At 47.7% G+C, this 18,251-nt stretch carries 16 protein-coding genes and 4 tRNA genes; 8 read left to right on the top strand and 12 right to left on the bottom strand.

Translation table 11 applies throughout. The annotated features are described in order from the left end of the window. Positions 1-51 precede the first annotated feature (51 nt). A complete protein-coding gene (locus tag C1A10_RS15305; protein ID WP_101911079.1) occupies positions 52-444 on the bottom strand; it encodes a NifB/NifX family molybdenum-iron cluster-binding protein in 393 nt (130 codons plus the stop codon). A gap of 213 nt (positions 445-657) precedes the next feature. Here C1A10_RS15305 and C1A10_RS15310 point away from each other — a divergent pair, with 213 nt between their 5' ends. The 5 genes from C1A10_RS15310 to C1A10_RS15330 all read left to right on the top strand — a co-directional run bounded on the left by C1A10_RS15310 (position 658) and on the right by C1A10_RS15330 (position 6,085). Further along, positions 658-1,968, top strand: coding sequence for a putative DNA modification/repair radical SAM protein (locus tag C1A10_RS15310; protein ID WP_101911080.1), 1,311 nt, complete (start codon positions 658-660; stop codon positions 1,966-1,968). Then, the gene (locus C1A10_RS15315) at positions 1,947-2,786 is read left to right on the top strand and encodes a TIGR03915 family putative DNA repair protein (protein ID WP_101911697.1); all 840 of its coding nucleotides are present in this window, start codon (positions 1,947-1,949) and stop codon (positions 2,784-2,786) included. Before C1A10_RS15310 ends, C1A10_RS15315 begins: the two co-directional genes overlap by 22 nt. A gap of 327 nt (positions 2,787-3,113) precedes the next feature. Next, entirely contained in the window at positions 3,114-4,586 is a 1,473-nt protein-coding gene (locus C1A10_RS15320; RefSeq protein ID WP_341456928.1) for a flagellin N-terminal helical domain-containing protein, read from the top strand. Between the two features lie 159 nt (positions 4,587-4,745). Further along, a complete protein-coding gene (locus C1A10_RS15325; protein ID WP_101911081.1) occupies positions 4,746-5,576 on the top strand; it encodes a class B sortase in 831 nt (276 codons plus the stop codon). A 185-nt stretch (positions 5,577-5,761) separates the two neighbouring features. After that, a complete protein-coding gene (locus C1A10_RS15330) occupies positions 5,762-6,085 on the top strand; it encodes a cupin domain-containing protein (RefSeq protein WP_101911082.1) in 324 nt (107 codons plus the stop codon). 34 nt (positions 6,086-6,119) lie between these two features. Here C1A10_RS15330 and C1A10_RS15335 read toward each other — a convergent pair. The 4 genes from C1A10_RS15335 to C1A10_RS15350 form a co-directional block, all read right to left on the bottom strand. Then, positions 6,120-6,195: transfer RNA gene (locus C1A10_RS15335), tRNA-Gly, on the bottom strand. A gap of 4 nt (positions 6,196-6,199) precedes the next feature. Next, positions 6,200-6,275, bottom strand: a tRNA-Phe gene (locus C1A10_RS15340). A gap of 21 nt (positions 6,276-6,296) precedes the next feature. After that, a tRNA-Asp gene (locus tag C1A10_RS15345) sits at positions 6,297-6,373 on the bottom strand. An 8-nt stretch (positions 6,374-6,381) separates the two neighbouring features. Next, positions 6,382-6,457, bottom strand: a tRNA-Val gene (locus C1A10_RS15350). 162 nt (positions 6,458-6,619) lie between these two features. Between C1A10_RS15350 and C1A10_RS15355 the strand changes: the two genes are divergently transcribed. Then, complete coding sequence (locus C1A10_RS15355; RefSeq protein ID WP_101911083.1) at positions 6,620-6,832, top strand: hypothetical protein; 213 nt, start codon at positions 6,620-6,622, stop codon at positions 6,830-6,832. Positions 6,833-6,878: 46 nt separating this feature from the next. Here C1A10_RS15355 and C1A10_RS15360 read toward each other — a convergent pair whose 3' ends face one another. From C1A10_RS15360 to C1A10_RS15375, 3 genes are all read right to left on the bottom strand, one after another. Next, positions 6,879-7,988 (bottom strand): GerAB/ArcD/ProY family transporter, encoded by a 1,110-nt coding sequence (locus C1A10_RS15360; protein ID WP_101911084.1) that lies wholly within the window; start codon positions 7,986-7,988, stop codon positions 6,879-6,881. A gap of 266 nt (positions 7,989-8,254) precedes the next feature. Then, on the bottom strand, positions 8,255-9,403 hold the full coding sequence (locus C1A10_RS15370) for a Ger(x)C family spore germination protein (RefSeq protein WP_101911086.1): 1,149 nt from the start codon (positions 9,401-9,403) through the stop codon (positions 8,255-8,257). Continuing rightward, positions 9,384-10,946: a spore germination protein gene (locus tag C1A10_RS15375; protein WP_101911087.1), complete on the bottom strand. Its 1,563-nt coding sequence runs from the start codon at positions 10,944-10,946 to the stop codon at positions 9,384-9,386. Before C1A10_RS15375 ends, C1A10_RS15370 begins: the two co-directional genes overlap by 20 nt. 244 nt (positions 10,947-11,190) lie before the next feature. Here C1A10_RS15375 and C1A10_RS15380 point away from each other — a divergent pair, with 244 nt between their 5' ends. Then, positions 11,191-11,865: a TraX family protein gene (locus C1A10_RS15380; RefSeq protein WP_101911088.1), complete on the top strand. Its 675-nt coding sequence runs from the start codon at positions 11,191-11,193 to the stop codon at positions 11,863-11,865. A gap of 68 nt (positions 11,866-11,933) precedes the next feature. Here the strand turns inward: C1A10_RS15380 and C1A10_RS15385 are convergent, their stop codons facing one another. Both C1A10_RS15385 and C1A10_RS15390 read right to left on the bottom strand, forming a co-directional pair. After that, positions 11,934-12,875: a CAP domain-containing protein gene (locus C1A10_RS15385; protein ID WP_101911089.1), complete on the bottom strand. Its 942-nt coding sequence runs from the start codon at positions 12,873-12,875 to the stop codon at positions 11,934-11,936. A 408-nt stretch (positions 12,876-13,283) separates the two neighbouring features. Next, positions 13,284-14,147: a patatin-like phospholipase family protein gene (locus C1A10_RS15390; protein ID WP_101911090.1), complete on the bottom strand. Its 864-nt coding sequence runs from the start codon at positions 14,145-14,147 to the stop codon at positions 13,284-13,286. Between the two features lie 548 nt (positions 14,148-14,695). On the opposite strand from C1A10_RS15390, the gene C1A10_RS15395 reads away from it, so the two are divergent. Then, positions 14,696-16,276 carry a bifunctional metallophosphatase/5'-nucleotidase gene (locus C1A10_RS15395; protein ID WP_101911091.1) on the top strand — a complete coding sequence of 527 codons (1,581 nt, stop codon included), beginning with the start codon at positions 14,696-14,698 and terminating at the stop codon, positions 16,274-16,276. Positions 16,277-16,342: 66 nt separating this feature from the next. Here the strand turns inward: C1A10_RS15395 and C1A10_RS15400 are convergent, their stop codons facing one another. After that, positions 16,343-16,642, bottom strand: a complete 300-nt coding sequence (locus C1A10_RS15400; RefSeq protein WP_101911092.1) for a Dabb family protein — start codon at positions 16,640-16,642, stop codon at positions 16,343-16,345. A gap of 58 nt (positions 16,643-16,700) precedes the next feature. Beyond that, positions 16,701-18,233 (bottom strand): YifB family Mg chelatase-like AAA ATPase, encoded by a 1,533-nt coding sequence (locus C1A10_RS15405; RefSeq protein ID WP_101911093.1) that lies wholly within the window; start codon positions 18,231-18,233, stop codon positions 16,701-16,703. Positions 18,234-18,251: the final 18 nt, after the last annotated feature.

Raw genomic sequence — 18,251 nt, forward strand, 5'->3', positions numbered from 1 at the left:
GTTGCCGAATGTTATTTCCGGGGACCCGCTGCCGGCATGTTAAACAATTCTTCAATGATGGTCGTGTTCACCGCATCCGTGTTCACCACAGGTATCCCCATGATGCTCCCCGTGATGATCGCAGGTAGCTTCTGAGCTAAATTCGAGCCTGTCTGCCAGCAGGGCTTCGACTGCCTTGTCCGCGTCCCCGGTCACGCCGCCGAACAGTCTGATATCTGCTTCCGACAAAGCTCTCTTGGCTCCATCGCCAATACCGCCGCATATCAGTGTGTCCACATGCAGCTTTTTCAGAATATCCGCCAGCGCACCGTGGCCGCTGCCATTGGTGCTGACTGTAGTTGCAACCGTCACTTTGCCGTCTTCAACGTCATAGACCTTAAACCTCTCCGTGTGGCCAAAATGCTGAAACACCTCTCCGTTTTCGTATGTGACTGCAATCCTCATTTGATAAATCCTCACTTTCTGCTTTTAGCATCATGCAATACGGCATGTAATTACTTGCCAATGTATCTAGTATAATTTTATTTATGTCATATGTCAATAACTAATTGTTTTTTGGATAAAATGGAAATCTAATAGGGACTAAAAAACTTGACAATAAGGTCTGAAAAAGTGTAGAATACAGTTAGAACATATGTTCTAACTTGGAGGCCTGTTATGGAACTGATGGATAAACTCGAAATTTTGTCTGACGCCGCAAAATATGATGCTGCCTGCACTTCTTCGGGTGTTTCGCGGGAGGCACGTCCCGGATCGATCGGCAGCTGTTCGCTGGGCGGTATCTGCCACAGCTTTGCCGCCGACGGACGATGTATCTCGCTGCTGAAGGTGCTGATGACCAATTCCTGTGTTTATGACTGCAAATACTGCGTTAACCGGAGGAGCAATGACGTTCGCCGCGCAGTTTTTACACCGCGTGAGCTTGCGGAACTCACCATTCAATTTTACCGCCGCAATTATATTGAAGGGCTTTTTCTGTCGTCCGGCATTTTGAAGAATCCGTCCTACACCTGTGAACAGATGATCGAAACGCTGGAGCTTCTGCGCAATGAATATCATTTCAATGGCTATATCCACGCAAAAGCCATCCCCGGAGCCGATGACGCCCTGATTCAGCAGCTTGGCCTGCTGGCCGACCGCATGAGCGTCAACATTGAACTGCCGTCCCAGCAAAGCCTGTCACTTCTGGCGCCCGACAAATCCAAAACGGACATCCTGCGCCCAATGGGCCTGATCACGCAGAAAATTGCTGAAAACACCACCGAAATCGTGCGCTATCAGCATACGCCCAAATTCGCGCCGGCAGGGCAGAGCACACAGATGATTATCGGGGCGACCCCGGACACAGATTTTAAAATCCTCAACCTGACACAGGCGCTTTACAAAAAATATAGCCTGAAACGGGTCTTTTATTCTGCCTATATGCCCGTACAGAGTGATTCTTTGCTGCCTGCCATTGATACAAAGCCGCCCCTTCTGCGGGAACACCGCCTGTATCAGGCGGACTGGCTGCTGCGCTTTTACGGCTTTGACGCTTCCGAACTGCTGGACGAGCAGCATCAGAGCTTTAATCCGCTGGTCGACCCAAAATGCAACTGGGCGATCAACCACATGGAACAGTTTCCGGTGGAAGTGAACAAAGCGCCCTATGAAATGTTGCTGCGCGTGCCGGGGATCGGCGTAAAAAGCGCGCAGCGGATTTTGCAGACAAGGCGGACCGGTCCCATTTCTTTTGACGGGCTCAAACGCATCGGGGTGGTGCTCCGGCGCGCCCAGTATTTCCTGCTCTGCCAGGGGAAAATGGCGGAAGGGCTGCGTGTAACGCCGGAAAGCGTGCTGCGCGCACTGATTTCAAAACAGGACTATGAAGCTGCACTGCGCGTGCAGGAACAGCCGCAGCAGCTCTCGCTGTTTGATCGGGACCCTACAAAGGAGGATCTTGCAAAATGTCTGACAGGGCAAATCTAGTTTACACCTGCGACGGCAGTCTGGAAGGAATTTTGTGCTGCGTGTTTGAAAGTTATGTGCGCCGCGAAGTTCCTGTGGATATTCTGCCGGATGGGGAACTGACGCTGTTCCCGGTCCGGCAGATTGTTTCCGATGAGGCGAAGGCTATACGGATACATCGCTCGCTGGAACGCATCTCCGGAGAGGTGCTGGAATGGACGCAAACCGCCTATCTTTCCTGCGTGGACGGCAGGGAATTGCTGATCTACCGGTTCATCACGCTTGCTTACCGGTACGGCGCAAAAGTCACCTCGATGCTGGCCGACCCGGTAGTAAGCGGGGTATTCAAGGCGGTGCGCGCGGTACGCAATGAAGCGCACCTGCTGACAGAATTCCTCCGGTTTTCCGATTTCGGCGGCGCGCTGGTGGCTGAAATTGAGCCGAAAGCGCTGGTGCTGCCTTACCTGAAAACGCATTTTGCGGGACGTTTTCCGGATGAGACTTTTTTCATTTTCGATCTGACGCATGGTCTCGCGCTGCTTTATCGCCCCTATGAAGCGTCGATTCAGCCAATCGACGGGTTTGAACTGCCGCAGGCAAGCGGGGAAGAACGTGCATTTCGCAGCCTGTGGAAACGATATTATGATACGATCGCTATTGAAGGAAGATATAACCCCCAATGCCGCATGACCCATATGCCCAAACATTTCTGGAAGCATATGACGGAGTTTTCCGATCAAATTTCTTTGCCCGGGGAGACGCGGGAAAGCTGCCTTCCTTCCTCGTCAAACCCGCAGAACCCTTGCCGGCGCATTGGCACAGATACCGCTCGCGAATAGAAAACGTGGGCGTAAATCGTCCGCAAAACTGCCTGCGAAACAGAAAGAATCAAATTCCGTGCAGATTCTTCCAATTTCCATAATAATTGACAGAAAAAATATACAATGTTTGTGCACCATTTGATCTTGAGTTTTCCGCTTATAGTAACGATATATTAAGTAGAACGGTAAGACAGGCAGATCAAGAGACAAAACTGTGCGTCCCCGTTTATGACCAAGGCTTCGTATTTGCCGCGTGATACGGCCGTAAACGCGGCGGGGCGAAATACAATGTTGGATGTCGGCGCAAGGATGTGCCGGACACAATAAAAACATGGAGGTATTATCATGGGAATGGTAGTAAGAAGTAACATTATGGCGCTCAACGCAAACAGGCAGTTGGGCATGAACAACACTCAGGTTTCCAAATCTCTCGAAAAGCTGTCTTCCGGCTTCAAGATCAACCGCGCCGGCGACGACGCTTCCGGTCTGGCGATCTCCGAAAAGATGAAAGCCCAGATCAAAGGCCTCGAAACCGCTTCCGCAAACTCCCAGGACGGCATCAGCCTTGTGCAGACCGCTGAAGGCGCGCTGACCGAAGTGCACAGCATGCTGAACCGTATGGTCGAGCTGGCAACCAAATCCGCGAACGGCACCCTGCAGGATGATGTTGACCGTGACGCAATCCAGAGCGAAATTGATGCACTGACTTCAGAAATTGACCGTATCGGTGATTCCACCAACTTTAACGGCATCAATCTGCTGGATGGATCTTTGAGCGGCGGCAGTGCAACATCTGTTGCTATTACCGGTACGTTAGCTGGCACACCAATTGCTGGCTCCGACGTTGCTGCTGCAGCACAGATTTATGAGACAGGCGCAGTTACTCAGACGAACACCGACGGTAGTAAAGCAGCTACCGTGACTGTTGTATACACAGATGCTTCTGGCACAACGAAAACAAAGGATGTCAATTTTGATAGTGACACTGCTGCTGCTGATACGGCTGATGCGATAATAGCTGCTATTAATGCTGACAGCGAATTAAGCGCACTGTTTACTGCTGGTGGTGATAATACTGGCATTACTTTAGAGTCCAACACTGCAGGAACTAAAGCTGCTATGGTGACTGGATTGTTTGTGAAAGCAGCGGGCGAAGATGTAGTTGCAGTTGCTGCTGGTGAAGTAGACACGCCAGCGCAGGATGCAGGAACTTCTTACGATTTGAGCGCAGCAATTCAAGCAGGTGATTCGGTTACCATTAATGGTAAGGTATACACCGCAAAAGTGGGTTCCGATGGTACGGATGGTAAAACGTTTGCTGATTGGGCCAGCTTAGTAGCTGCGGCAGCTAAGAATGGTGTGGAATTAAAGGATATTTCTGGCTCAGATGATGGCTCACAGGCAATGGCTTCCGAAAAGGGTGGCCTGACTCTTCAGATTGGAGATACCAGTGATACTTTCAACAAGATGACAGTTTCTGTCGAAGATATGCGTTCTGCTGGTTTGGGTATTTCTGGCTTGGATGTCAGCACCGCTGACGCTGCCGCGAGTGCTATCAACACCATCAAAGACGCGATCAACAAGGTTTCTACCAACCGTGCGGACATGGGTGCTCTCCAGAATCGTTTGGAATACACCATCAACAACCTCGACGTTTCCGCCGAGAACCTGACCTCCGCAAACAGCCGTATCCGCGATACCGATATGGCTAAAGAAATGATGAACTATACCAAGATGAACGTTCTGACCCAGGCCGCTCAGGCTATGCTGGCTCAGGCGAATCAGCAGCCGCAGTCCATCCTGCAACTGCTCCAGTAATCTGGTTTTTCATCAGATTATCCGCAAATTTAACCAAAAACGCCGCCCGATTTTCGGGCGGCGTTTTTTCCAATTACAAGCAGGCCATGCAAATCCCACATAACAAATTTGATTTTGAACACACTAAGAAAAATCAAACTGACTTTTGGAGGTTTTGCCATGAGAGCTTCTGCTGCTCGTGTTCTGGCCTGTGTTATAGCGCTGTCTGTCCTTCTGCCGTTTTCCTCCTGCAAACGCACGAACACGGATAATCCGTCCGCAAGCGGCTATTACGACGAATCCGGCTCCTATCAGATCTCAATTCCGGACAGAAAGCCTCAGCTTGCCGAACTGGAAAAAAAGAATCCGGATGCGGTTGCCTGGCTGCACATTCCTGATACTGATATCGACGAAGGCGTTGTACAGGCGGGTGATAACGAGTATTATCTGCGTAAAAATGTTTACGGAGATTATGCCTATGAGGGCTGCTTCTTTTTAGACTATGAATGTCTGCCGATGGAAAATGGGCTTTTCTCCCGCAACTCCATTATTTACGGTCACAATTTAGGCAGCCCGATGGGTGTAAAAGACGACCCCAACGGCGCAAAATTTGCCCAGCTTCTTAAATTCGCGAACGAAGAATTTGCGAAAAAAACACCTTATATCTTTATCACAACCGAAAAAAACGCATATGCTTTTGAAATCTTTGCCGCTTTTTACTGCGAAGCGGAAACAGTTCCGGTTCCGTATCACTATGCGGACTATTCCGACGACGAGTTTACGCAGCTGATGCATGACGTACAGGACCGCTCGGAATATATTTATCAGGCGCAGCCGGGAAACGGGGATAACATTCTCACGCTGTCCACCTGCACCTATAAATTTGGCACCTACTCGCAGAATCCGAACCAGCGCTTTGTGGTCATGGCCCGTCTGATGCGGGAAGGGGACACCTATCAGGAGAGTGCGCAATTTGAAAAAAATCCAAATCCGAAACCTCCCAATTTCTAATGATCAATTGTTTTTCTGGATTAATCTGGCAGGTTGTGCTATAATAGCCGCAAAGCGGCTATTACGTTTATGGCCGAAGCGATGCGCTCACAAAGCTCGCTCCCGCCCAAATGGCCAATTATACCACTGCATGCTTTGCACTTGTGGTATAATAGCCGCAGAATCATCCGGAAAGAAGGAAAAATATGTTTGCGTACAATCATGAAATAGCGGCGACTCCCTGTGAACCGGGCGTTACCCGAAAAATTTTGTGTTACAGTGACCAGCAGATGATGACAGAGGTGTGCTTTGAAAAGGGCGCACAGGGAAACGCACACAAGCATCCGCATGAGCAGATCACTTATGTTGCTGCCGGCCGTTTCGAATTCACCATTGGAGACCAGGTTCAGGTGGTTTCACAGCGCGATGGTGTTTATATCCCGCCAAATGTGATGCACGGGGTAAAGGCGCTGGAAGCGGGTACGTTGGTTGATGTTTTCACACCGAAACGCGACGACTTTTTGAAATAAATAAAAAAAGCCACATAAAATGTGGCTTTTTTAATGGAGCGGGTTACGAGGTTCGAACTCGCTACCTCCACCTTGGCAAGGTGGCGCTCTACCAAATGAGCTAAACCCGCAATGTGGTGCCTTCGGTCGGAATCGAACCAACGACACGAGGATTTTCAGTCCTCTGCTCTACCGACTGAGCTACAAAGGCAAAAACCCTTTAGAGAAAAAATGGCGACCTGGATGGGGCTCGAACCCACGACCTCTAGCGTGACAGGCTAGCGTTCTAACCAACTGAACTACCAGGCCAATTTAAATGGTGGGAACTACAGGGCTCGAACCTGTGACCCTCTGCTTGTAAGGCAGATGCTCTCCCAGCTGAGCTAAGCTCCCGGTTTCGATGGAGACGTTGTCTCACAAGCGACGAATGTTATTATACAGGATTAATCTATAATTGTCAACACTTTCCCCCAAAGAAAATGATATTATTTGCTTTTTTGCAAATAATATCATTGCGACGCGAAATACCCAAGTAACTGAAGGGAAGTGACTGATTTGCTGGAAAAAAACAGCTTGATTCATCCCGGCCGCAAAAAACGGAGCCGACAGCGAAAGGTTGATGCGGCAGTAGACCCGCACGCAGAAATGACGAATGCGTTCATTAATCAGGCAATCACTTCAACAGAAGGCTACCGCAATGACTTTCCCCGAACTGAAGCGGGGGTAGTAATTCCTTCAACAGACTGGATGCGGGGAAAAAACAGGTAAATGCTGGCTGCCTGAAAAAAACGGTCTCTGAAAAGAGACCGTTTTTTTACATTGAGGTATTTTGGCTCTCATAAAGAGATTTTTTCTTTTTCGCATACCGCTCTGCGGTAATCCAGATAATTACAGGGATAATGACTTGAAACGGAATGGCATAGATGCTGTAATATTTCAGAAAGTCAAACATTTCGAGTGTATTTCTATAGAGGATTGCGCATAAAGACATCGTCAATAACCCGATTGGCGAAACCATATGCTCAAAGTTTTTAATCTGAAACAAGCTGGAAATGCCTTTGGCAGCGCAGATCAAGGAAACAGTGATTTTTGTAAGACCTGCCAATATTAAATTGACGGAGATTGTTCCTTCAATCCGTGACAGGAAATCGCCGATATGAATCGTTCTGGCCATATTAAAAGATGAAAAATAACTGTTGTTCGACATAGGCACGCCAAGAGTTACAATATTTCTGAGAATTGCCAAAAGCATAATGAAAGCGCTTGAAATAATTGCAAATACGTAAATTTTATAACTGCTTTCCTCTTTTTTAATAGAATTGCCGATGGATAAAAACACAACGGTCTCAGCAAACGGAAATGTAAAAATCTGTCCTGCGCCGATGATGACCCCTTTTGGACCGTTTGGCATAATTGGCAGCAGATTTTTAAAATCGATGTCTTTAATGGCTAAAATAATTGTAAACGCAATCAGGAGGATAACAGTGATACCTGAAATGACAGCCCATTGCCCTAAAGTCTTCGGTTTGCTGCGGGCCAGATACATTGTGATAACCAAAAGAAAAGCCATAACCACAACCTGCGGGGTTTCAGGTAAGGCGACGATGCTGATATATTCGGTGAAATTGCGCAGCACCAGCGCGCATAAATGAAGGGCGTACCAGGTTAATAGGGCCACCAATACTTTCCCGACTATTTTCCCGAACACTTGATCAATAATACCGAATAAATCGGTTTCGGGAAACAGTTTCAAAATTCTTGCATAAATCAAGACCATCGGCAAAGCGAATAGCGTAGCGAGAATCAATGCAATCCAGGAATCCTGCGCTGCTGCTGTATTGACTCCAAAGAGAACGCTGCTGCCAAGCACAAATAAAAGTATGATAAAAATATGCTGCTGAAAGGTAATATAATCCTTTTGCATAGTATCGTTCCTTTCCGCTCGTTTTCATCTATTAAATTCCCAAAATAGAGTGTATCATTTTCTCAATTGAATCGGTGGGTGACGGAATCTGAACTCCCAAGCTATGCAGCATCAATATGCAGAAACTGATTGCCATAATTGAGCCATGCAGGATTTTCTCTTTGGTATTCCCGTCCTTTAAAACCGGCTTATAGTCAAACAAATATACAAAAATAAACAGGAGGACTATAATCAATGGCAGCATTACTTCTTCACTTCTCTTAGATTCATTTTTTTAGAGCAGTATTAATAATTCTGATTTCCGGAGTAATTTCGACCTCTAAATTTGGAAACAGAGTATCCCAGTCGGGGGAAAGGGTTTCCCATAATTTTGGATTTTTCTTATATATTAATTTACCGAATCCGAAAATATCGGAATTATATTGTTTCTGCACTTTTTTAATAACTGCTTCCATTCTTCTTTTCAACTGTTCAGAACCGGTTTTTTCCAGTTTTTTAATTGTCTGATCATCAGAAGAAGCTATTTTGGTTTCAGCTTCTGCCACATCGACCGTTGTTTGTACTTTTAACTTTATTTTTAGTTTTCCATCCTTGTATGAGAAGGACGGTTTTGTTTTATTTTCAAAAATTTCAAGAGAAACATCGTTACTGCCATCATCGTTGGAGGAAATTGGGAGAATCCCTCCTTTAACGCCATTCGTAATAAATAAAAAATATTTGGAATCTTCAGGCGAAAGATAGCCCTGTAACCTTTCATTTTTAAAAATTGCGATACCGTTTAATTCATCTATCTCTTTTTCATCATTTTCAGTAATATGAAAAGCAGGTAGTGTGGGAGAAATGCCGGGATTCACGATTTTATCAAAGACTTTATATAACTCCAGCGGAGAAGTCGTTGACGTAAACTCGGGATCTTTTGTGACGATGCTGTTTAGTTCAAATGCTGCGACAGTCTGATCCGTTCCACTTACACGAAACAGGTCGCTTGCTTTTTTTTCCTGTGAAATTACAACATGCACGGTCTCGCGGCATTCCGCGTCTCTGAGAAACCAGTCAATCACATCACCAAGATCCTCTTCCTTAACCACCTGCTCACTCAGTACCAAAACTTGGGCATTGCCAAAATACAGCTTGTTTACAAGCCTTCTTTTGGCGTTCCTGACTGCTTCAAAAATAGTCGAGCCTTCGGACTCTATCACTTTTCCGGTTGGGCCTTTTTCCTGGAGGGATTGTGTGAGATCAATTATTTCGCAGGAAACTAAATAGCGCCCAGTCAGCGGGTCTTTGTCCACCGCTACACCCGATACCAGAGTTATTTCGTTCAGGCCGCGATAATCCCAGCACCCGTTTAGCAGAAAAAGGGCAGACAGGCAAAAAGCGCAGCATACTATTCTTTTAATCATTGCCTTTTTCATCCTTCTGCTTCATACGCACCTGATTTTTGTTTAACCGGTCCGGCCGCAGCCGCATAGTCCACCAGGGAGCCCTGAATGCGGTATCCTTGATTGCCTGGAATTTGAAGTTGCCTGACAGCGAAAGCTGCGGAACCCCGAAGGACTCAAGATTCAGTAAATGGATAATTAGAGCGCAAAGTCCCATAGTAAGCCCGAATAGGCCCAAAGTAGACGCTAACAGCAGCAGGGCAAAACGAATATATATGACCGGTGCATTGAGTTTCGGAACCAACAGATTGGTAATTCCGGTGACAGCAATCACAATGATCATGGGAGCCGCGACAAGCTTTGCGGTAACAGCTGCCTGCCCGATTACCAGCGCGCCCACAATGCTTAACGCCTGACCGGTGTTTGACGGCATACGGATTCCTGTTTCCCGGAGAACGTCAAATGTGATGAGCATTACAAAAGCCTCTACAGCGGCCGGCAGCGGAACGCTTTGCCGCTCAGCGGAGATATTGATAAGAAGCGGTGTGGGCAGCATTTCGATTTGATAAGCGACAATTGCAATATAAAGTCCGGGAATGATAATCGTCAGGAAGAATCCGAAGATGCGCAGAACACGTGAAAAGGAAGTATAATAGAAGCTCAGGTAGTAATCCTCGTTACTCTGAAAGTTTTCTATGAATAGATACGGAACCGTGATGACATTTGGGGTGCCATCCACAAATATCGCGATCCGGCCTTCCAGCAACTTCCCTACGACGATATCCGGCCGTTCCGTATACCCGGTCGTACGAAACGGCGAATAGCGCGCGCCTCTGATCAGCTCAGTAAGATAGTTTGTGTCCAGAATTGCGTCGATGTCGATTCCTTTCAGTTTTTTCATGAGCTGATCAAGGATGTCTTTATTGATAAGACTGTCAAAATAGCACACACAAATAGAAGTTTGCGTGCGGCGCCCTAAATCCAGGAATTTCATTTTTAAATCATTGGTGCGGGCTCTCCGGCGAACCAAAGAAAGGTTCTGCATCAGGGACTCTGAAAATCCCTCGCGCGGTCCGCTTAATACCTTTTCATTGTCCGGTTCCGCAATGGAACGCAACGCGAATTCTTTGGTGCTCAGTATGACAGCCTGATTTGCTCCTTCGGCGAACAAAATGGTGTCGCCATAAGTAACCGCTTTCACAATTTCCTTAAAATTATCAGTTTTTGCTGCATCATTGACCTGTACAACCTTTTCGATGATTGTATCAATCAGACCGTCTCCGGGCTTCACTTCCGATGACAGCATCAGCGGCTTGATAATGTTGTCATTGATCAAACTGGAATTCACAACGCCATCGCAGTAAAAGATGCCGAATCGGGCACTATTATGATAGTTATTCTCAACAGTCCTTGTCCGAAGAATTTCCACATCCAGAAATAAGGCCTTCATGGTATCCACATTGTCTTTCAGCGAATACGATACTTTTCGCGTTTCAAGGGGACCATTTATCTGCTCCACTTTTTTGTCAACTGTTTTTTGTTTATTGTTTTTATCGTTCTGACGAAAACCAAACATAATGTTTCCTCGTTTCAAAGGCAATTTATAGCAATCAGATTGAAGATAGTATTGCCTTTTCGAACATATTACATGCACCTTATTTTGCAATCAATTGCTTGCAGGAGAGCCAGAGCGCAATAAACAGAGAGTCAAAAGAAAATGGCCTATGAATGCCTTCGGGCAAAAAGGGCACAGTTATTATAAATCCTGCCGGTATATCCGGGTGATGTTTGTTTTGAAGAAGTAAAGGGGAGAACCCGCCATGAATGCCTTGGCCTTAAAAATAATAGCGCTGGTCAGCATGTTCATTGATCACTTTGCAGTCGCTTTTCCGTCTTTTTTCAGCGAAACAGGGTTTCTCGTGATGCGGTGTGTGGGGCGTGTGGCATTTCCGATCTTTGCGTTTCTGATCGCGCGGGGATGTGTCTATACAAAAGACCGCCGGCGTTACTTCCTGCGTATTTTGCTGCTTGCTGTGATTTCTCAGATCCCCTATACTTACGCGCTTCATTCCAGTAAGGCGAATATTTTATTTACGTTGGCGGCAAGCGTGGCGGCGATTATCCTGCTTGAAAATATCCGCGTCCGGAACTACCGGATTTTATCTGCGGTTTTTCTCATTCCGATCTGTTTTGCATCTCCTTATCTTGATTACGGTTGGAAGGGTGTGCTGCTGATCGTACTGCTTTATTATATCCAGGAACCTGTTCAGACCGGCTGGTTTCTGGTATTCGCTCTGATGCTGATCTATAATCCGATTCGATCGCGGGATTACCTGTTTTACTATCTCAGCGCCGTTGTGGCAGTCCCTTTCCTTGTAGCTTATAATTCAAGGCAGGGATACAAAGGAAGAGTGTTGCAATATGGCTTTTATCTGCTCTATCCATTGCACTTGGCGGTTTATTCTCTGCTCAAGCTGTGGCTTGGATTCGCATGACGGCATAAAAAAGCGGTACCATTGGCATTGCAGCCGATGGTACCGCCGTGATTCAAAAATGAAGCAAATTACGGTCTGAGGAAGGTCTGGGTCCAGATATACTGGCCGTTCGCATTTTTTGCGATGCCGACGCCGATTTCAGTGTAGCTGGAATTCAGGATATTGGCTCTGTGGCCTTCAGAATTCATCCAGGCATTCATAACGCTTTCAGGGGTGGGTTGTCCCATTGCAATGTTTTCTCCGGCCGCGGTGTATGTAATGCCAAACTGAGAAAGCATTTCAAAAGGAGAACCATAAGTGGGAGAGGTATGGCTGAAATAGTTCAATTTAGCCATGTCTTCGGACTTCAAAGTCGCAACTTTGGCAAGTTCTGCGTTTTCTTTCAGAGCAGAGAGACCGTTTGCGGCTCTTTCTTCATTGACAATTGCAATCACTTGTTTCTGGAGATCACGGTATGCGCTGTCGATCTCATCGTCAGCCTGGGAAGAGCTTGCATCGGAGCTGGACGAAGAAGGTTCGGAAGAACTTGCTTCGGAGGAGCTGCTGTCAGAGCTGGAAGGCTCTTCGGAAGAACTGCTGCTTTCATCGCAGGAAGAGACGTCGCAGGTGCTTCCGTCCGAGCTGCATGAAGTTACATTGCAGGATTCGCTGTCGGACGGGCAGTTAGGGAGTCCGCAGTTTTTGCCGGCATCGTCGCTGTTTGTGTCAGTGGGGCAACTGTTTGTAAAAAATTTGCTCCAATCAAAAGATGTGGAAACGAAGTCGTTCAGGTTAAAACTATTCCCGTTATTTCCATTGAGTAACTGGGAAATCAGAGAATTAATTGGGGCACCCTCTGCCTGATCTCCGTTTTGGCCGCCAAAAGAGAATAGCGTACGAACAAATTGAGAATTGGAAAGGTTTGGCCCTTGCTTGGGGCAGGTACTGTTGCTATTCGCTGCTAAAGCAGGCGTGGCGGCGATTGACAGTGTTAGCGCACAAGAGCAAACTGCCATTAACATTTTTTTCATTTTTTCTTCTCTCTCTTTCTATTGGATTTTACCAGCTTCTGCTGGCTTGTCTAATATCATAGCACTGTTCATATTTGCAGGCATTGCTTAAAATTAGGCAGATATGACAGATTTTTAAAGATCTCCCAGACTTATCCATAAAAAATAGCAGCAAGCTCCAATTAAAAATCCTAAAAAAACAATGTATTACCAACAACTCCGCATATCATGCGGGGTTGTTGGTAATACGCAAAAATAAAACTGGAAAAAGATTACTGATCAATTTCTTATGAAAAAATTGATAAACCAATAGATAACTGGGAATCTATGTTAAATTTTTGAGAAAAATGCCGATCAAAAGCGCCGAAATATGAATAAATTCAGAACTTTTTGAAAACAACGCTCCTCTGCTTTGACGGGTAAAATCGCCTATCGGAACAGGCTTTTTATTGCAGGCAGCACTTTTACAGTCGTCTCATAACCAATTTCCATGCATTCTTCCATTCTCCCAAAGGAGAGCAGTCCAATATCATCCGGAAGGGAAGGGGTGAGCAGCAGCTTTTCTCCCTCAGACGCACATTCTTTTAGTCTGCTGCTCATTATGGAAAGCGACCGGGACGCTATTTCCAGTATATTCTGATTTTTAAGCTGCTTGTATTGTTCGGAAATATCTACGGCCAGTACATTGGCTTCCCCCGCTGCGAGCAGCAGGTTCACAGGCAGAACGTCGGTTACCCCGCCGTCAACAAGATACAGATTGCCTATTTGTTTGGGGCGGAAAACGGTTGGAACGGCAATGCTGGCGCGCATCGCTTCCGAAAGGAGGACGTCCGACTGCCAAAGAATTGTCTCAGACTGCTTGTTCAAAGGAATCCTGTTTGTGAATACGACTGTCCTGTTGCGGTTAATATCCACTGCCGGAATGACAGTTTTTAGCTTACTATCCTGTATTGCCAGGCTTTTTGTGTATTTTTTAAAAACTTTTTCCAGCCGGTTCCCTTTGATCAGCCCCGACAACGTAACAGGCCGATTTGTCAGGAACTGCAATACTGCCTTTAAGATTCCTGCGTAATCCGGATCGACAAAAAGGTAGCCGGTTTTGGACAGCCATTTTACCAGCTGAACCATTTCGTCCGGAGTTACGCCGGCCGCATAAAGCCCCGCCACGACGCTGCCCGCGCTTGTACCCGCTATCGACACCGGGAGCAGGCCGTTCTCATGTAATGCACGGAGCACACCGACGTGGGCGGCTCCCCGGACTCCTCCGCCTGCCAGCGCGATTCCAAAAGACATGACAATCCCTCCGCTCGTTTTATCAAGATGTCATATTCTATGCGAACCACAAAAAAATTGCCCGCGTACTCCATTCAACTCAAAACGGTGCCATAAGCGTACAAAAACGCTTGATGGCACCGTTTTTTTAAAATTTTTTGCCGGATGGTTTTGAGCGGTCAGTTAGTTTTTTTTATATTGTTTTTCTGAGCTGTTTTCCAGCAAAACGGAAGCGGGTACTTTTTGCTGTTTTTATGGTGTTCGATGCATTCTTCGCATAGACCGTATCTTTTACAGTTTTTCCATCTGCATGGACATGCAGCCTGCATTTTTTCCAGTATAATGATCTCCTTTCGAATCGTAAAATAGAGCAATCGGAATAAACTATATCATAACATTCAGCTGTTTAAATAGCCAGATTTTAAATGTAACAGAGAATTATTTCCAAAACAGGCTTCTTTTGAGGCGAAAATTTATCCTGAATCTATTTCATTCTGAAACATGCTGTGATAAAATAAAATTAAATAAGCAAATTCTGGAAACTGCTTAAAAAAGAGGAGGAATTGTCTATGAAACCAGCATGGTGTAAAAAACTACTTTCCCTTGCAGTCAGTGCGGTCCTGACAGTAGGAATGCTTTCCATGGCGGCATTCGCCGAAGGAAACAGCGAAACAGTAATCAAGCTGTTTCATACGAATGACGTGCATTCCCGCTATGATGCAGCTGTGGAAGACGACGGGACGCTCGGCAGCTTCGGGTATGCGCGTCTGAAAACGCTGATTGATTCCAATTCCGGCGGCGCGGATGGAGTTTTTGTTTTTGACGCGGGCGACACATTCCACGGACAGCCGTTTGCAACGCTCAACCGCGGCTCCAGTATTTCGGCGCTTATGAAAGCGGTCGGTTATAATGCGATGGTCGTGGGCAACCATGACTTTAATTATGGCTACCGCCGGACCCCAACGCTGGCGTATTTGGCACAGGTGAAACTCCTGGGTGCAAATGTCCTGAAAAAAAGCGACGGAACCATAGCGGACGGTTTCGCCGAGTATCAGTTCTATAAGGTTAACGGGGTAAAAATCGGCGTGTTCGGCCTTTCCACACCGGAGACCGCATACAAGACCAACCCCAAAAATGTTGATGCAGTTCAGTTTGCCGATCCCGTCAAGACGGCTAAGCAGGTTGTTAAAAAGCTGCGCGAGAAACAGGCGGATGTGGTCATCTGCCTCGCACATCTGGGAATTGACGCAGCAAGCGGTAAAAATACCAGCACCTATCTCGCACAGAATGTGGACGGAATCGATTTGATTATTGACGGACACAGCCATTCAACGCCTGACAGCTATCAAAAGGTGAATGACACGGTCATCACGAGTGCCGGCGAATATATGGAATATGTCGGCATGGTGACGATTGAAGTGGACGCTGATAAAAAGGTTTCGGTAAATGCAGATGCATTCAAAGCATCCGATTTTAAAGCTGACGCTTTGGAGCCCGATGCAAAGGTTCAGACAATGATTGACCGCGTGAAAAAAGCGCAGGAGCCGAGGCTGAATGCAGTGGTGGCCTCCGCTCCGGAAGTATTGGACGGGGAACGCGAGAATGTCAGGACCGGTGAAACCAACCTGTCACGCCTCGTTGCTTCGGCAATGCTGAAAGAGAGCGGCGCGGACATTGCAATGACGAACGGAGGAGGCATCCGCGCGTCGATCGATGCAGGCCCGATCACGGTGGGCGAAGTGCAGACTGTTCTGCCGTTCGGCAACTATATTGTTACAGTTCAGCTGACCGGTAAGGAAGTCCGGGAAGCAGTGGAGCATGGACTTCCTGGTCTGGCAAACGGGAGCTTGGAAGTGATCGGCAATAAAATCCAGGCTGCGGGCCTCGAAGTAACCTATGACCCTTCCAAACCGGCAGGCAGCAGGATCGTTACCATCACGCATAACGGTGAGAAGATCGTTGACAGCAAGACCTATCTGGTTGCGACAAATGACTTTATGGCAGCCGGCGGTGATGATTATACCATGCTTAACAAGAAGGTGGTCAACGAGTTCGCCGCGCTTGATGAGGCGGTTATCCACTATCTGAATGAAGAGGGAAGCAAAGGAATTTCTGAAATTTCAAACGAATCCCGCATTGTAAGAATCTAAAACAAGCCTAAAAAAGCAGCCGCCGGATATTCTTCCGGCGGCTGCTTTTTTAGGCTTGGGCCAATCTCATTCTGCTTCGTAATCACATGCGACGCGTTCTATAATCACCTTTTTAATAAAATCCTTGCATTTGACATGAGCCGGATGCACATCGTAGGCGGCAAGCGCTTCGGGAGATACAAACTTGGAGTAAAGCACGACGTCGTAGTTTTTCGGGTTGGTATCGATCCCCACTTCCAGCTTGAGGATGCCGTCAATTTTCTCGGGCAGCGCTTCGAGCATCTGCTTGATTTGCAGGGCGTTTTCAGTACGGGTGCTGCCCTGAGCAACGTCTTCCAGCTTCCACATGACGATATGTTTGATCATAAATAGTAGACCTCCTGAATTTTTTAATCGTTTACTCTAATAGGAATGGGATATAAAATTAATTTCCGCGTGCCCAGTATTTGCGGTCAAGGCTGCGGTATTGGACAGCTTCCGAAATGTGGGACATTTGAATCTGTTCGCTTCCGTCCAGATCCGCAATTGTGCGGGACACTTTTAAAATCCGGTCGTATGCCCGCCCCGACAGTCCCAGCTTCTCAAATACCAGCCGGAGCGTGCGTTCCGCATCCGGGGAAAGCGGGCATGCTTCTGCCAGCAGGGAAGGGGGGATGCGCGCGTTGCAGGAGATTCCGGTGCCGGAAAAGCGTTTTTGCTGAATCTCGCGCGCCGCGGCAACTCTTTGTTTAATATCAGCGGAGGGCTCTTCTTTTTGTGAGGAAACCAGCTGTTCGTAATTGACGGGCATTACTTCGACATGCAGATCGATTCTGTCAAGCAACGGGCCGGATACTTTATTCAAATAGGATGCCACGCGGGTTTCCGAGCAGGTGCACGGGTGAGTCGGGTGCCCGTAATAACCGCAGGGGCAGGGGTTCATTGCCGCCACCAGCATAATGCGGCTTGGGTAGCTTAGACGCGCGTTTGCGCGGGCAATCGTGAGAACGCCGTCCTCCAGCGGCTGGCGCAGCGCTTCCATAGCGGGACGCTGGAACTCCGGAAGCTCGTCCAGAAACAGGACGCCGTTATGTGCCAGCGACAGTTCTCCGGGCTGCGGAACCGCGCCGCCGCCGCATAATCCGGCGGGGGAAACCGTGTGGTGCGGTGACCGGAACGGGCGAATTCTGATGAGCGGCGTATTCGCCGGCAGCTGGCCGCAGGCGGAATAAATTTTCGTGGTTTCAATGGCTTCCTCCATGCTCATTTCCGGCAAAATCGACGGCAGCCGTTTGGCAAGCATGCTCTTCCCGGTACCAGGCGCGCCAATCAGCAGGACGTTATGGCTGCCGGCCGCGGCGATTTCCAGTGCGCGCTTGGCTGCCTGCTGGCCTTTCACATCCTGAAAATCCGGGACAGGAGGAATTGTGACGTCCTCGAATTTTACGCCCGACGCAAGCTCCAAGGGCGCTTCACCGCGTAAAAAAGCAATCAGTTCATCAACGGAATGAACGGCATAGACGTCCATCCCCTGCACAACGGAAGCCTCCGCGGCATTCTGACATGGAATAAACGCCCGCTTGATACCTAATTTTGAAGCTCCGAGCAGCATTGGCAGTACGCCGTTCACACGGTGGAGCTGACCGGAAAGCGAAAGCTCTCCCAGAAAAACACTGCCTTCGAGATTGTCCGGCAAAACGCCCTGCGCACAGAGCAGTCCGATAAAAATTGGAAGATCGTAAAGGGAACCGGCCTTTTTGATATCGGCAGGCGCAAGGTTTACGACGATTCGTCCGTCCGGAAACGGGTAGTGACAGTGAAAAAACACGGAACGGACACGTTCCCGCGATTCTTTCACCGCAGCGTCCGGCAGGCCCACAATGTCGAACAGCGGCACCATGCGGGCGAGGCTGACTTCCACGGTTACAGGGAACGGCTCAATTCCCGCCAGCCCCAGGCTTTGGATGGTTGACAGCATACTCCCATCATTCCCTCG

Origin of the sequence: Marasmitruncus massiliensis (assembly GCF_900186535.1) — a bacterium.
Taxonomy (GTDB): Bacteria; Bacillota; Clostridia; order Oscillospirales; family Ruminococcaceae; genus Anaerotruncus; species Anaerotruncus massiliensis_A.

What these genes read in the sequence shown, in the direction of transcription:
- C1A10_RS15305 (WP_101911079.1), bottom strand. Translation starts at nt 444, where the DNA reads ATGAGGATTGCAGTCACATACGAAAACGGAGAGGTGTTTCAGCATTTT.
- C1A10_RS15310 (WP_101911080.1), top strand. Translation starts at nt 658, where the DNA reads ATGGAACTGATGGATAAACTCGAAATTTTGTCTGACGCCGCAAAATAT.
- C1A10_RS15315 (WP_101911697.1), top strand. Translation starts at nt 1,947, where the DNA reads ATGTCTGACAGGGCAAATCTAGTTTACACCTGCGACGGCAGTCTGGAA.
- C1A10_RS15320 (WP_341456928.1), top strand. Translation starts at nt 3,114, where the DNA reads ATGGGAATGGTAGTAAGAAGTAACATTATGGCGCTCAACGCAAACAGG.
- C1A10_RS15325 (WP_101911081.1), top strand. Translation starts at nt 4,746, where the DNA reads ATGAGAGCTTCTGCTGCTCGTGTTCTGGCCTGTGTTATAGCGCTGTCT.
- C1A10_RS15330 (WP_101911082.1), top strand. Translation starts at nt 5,762, where the DNA reads ATGTTTGCGTACAATCATGAAATAGCGGCGACTCCCTGTGAACCGGGC.
- C1A10_RS15360 (WP_101911084.1), bottom strand. Translation starts at nt 7,988, where the DNA reads ATGCAAAAGGATTATATTACCTTTCAGCAGCATATTTTTATCATACTT.
- C1A10_RS15370 (WP_101911086.1), bottom strand. Translation starts at nt 9,403, where the DNA reads ATGAAAAAGGCAATGATTAAAAGAATAGTATGCTGCGCTTTTTGCCTG.
- C1A10_RS15375 (WP_101911087.1), bottom strand. Translation starts at nt 10,946, where the DNA reads ATGTTTGGTTTTCGTCAGAACGATAAAAACAATAAACAAAAAACAGTT.
- C1A10_RS15380 (WP_101911088.1), top strand. Translation starts at nt 11,191, where the DNA reads ATGAATGCCTTGGCCTTAAAAATAATAGCGCTGGTCAGCATGTTCATT.
- C1A10_RS15385 (WP_101911089.1), bottom strand. Translation starts at nt 12,875, where the DNA reads ATGAAAAAAATGTTAATGGCAGTTTGCTCTTGTGCGCTAACACTGTCA.
- C1A10_RS15390 (WP_101911090.1), bottom strand. Translation starts at nt 14,147, where the DNA reads ATGTCTTTTGGAATCGCGCTGGCAGGCGGAGGAGTCCGGGGAGCCGCC.
- C1A10_RS15395 (WP_101911091.1), top strand. Translation starts at nt 14,696, where the DNA reads ATGAAACCAGCATGGTGTAAAAAACTACTTTCCCTTGCAGTCAGTGCG.
- C1A10_RS15400 (WP_101911092.1), bottom strand. Translation starts at nt 16,642, where the DNA reads ATGATCAAACATATCGTCATGTGGAAGCTGGAAGACGTTGCTCAGGGC.
- C1A10_RS15405 (WP_101911093.1), bottom strand. Translation starts at nt 18,233, where the DNA reads ATGCTGTCAACCATCCAAAGCCTGGGGCTGGCGGGAATTGAGCCGTTC.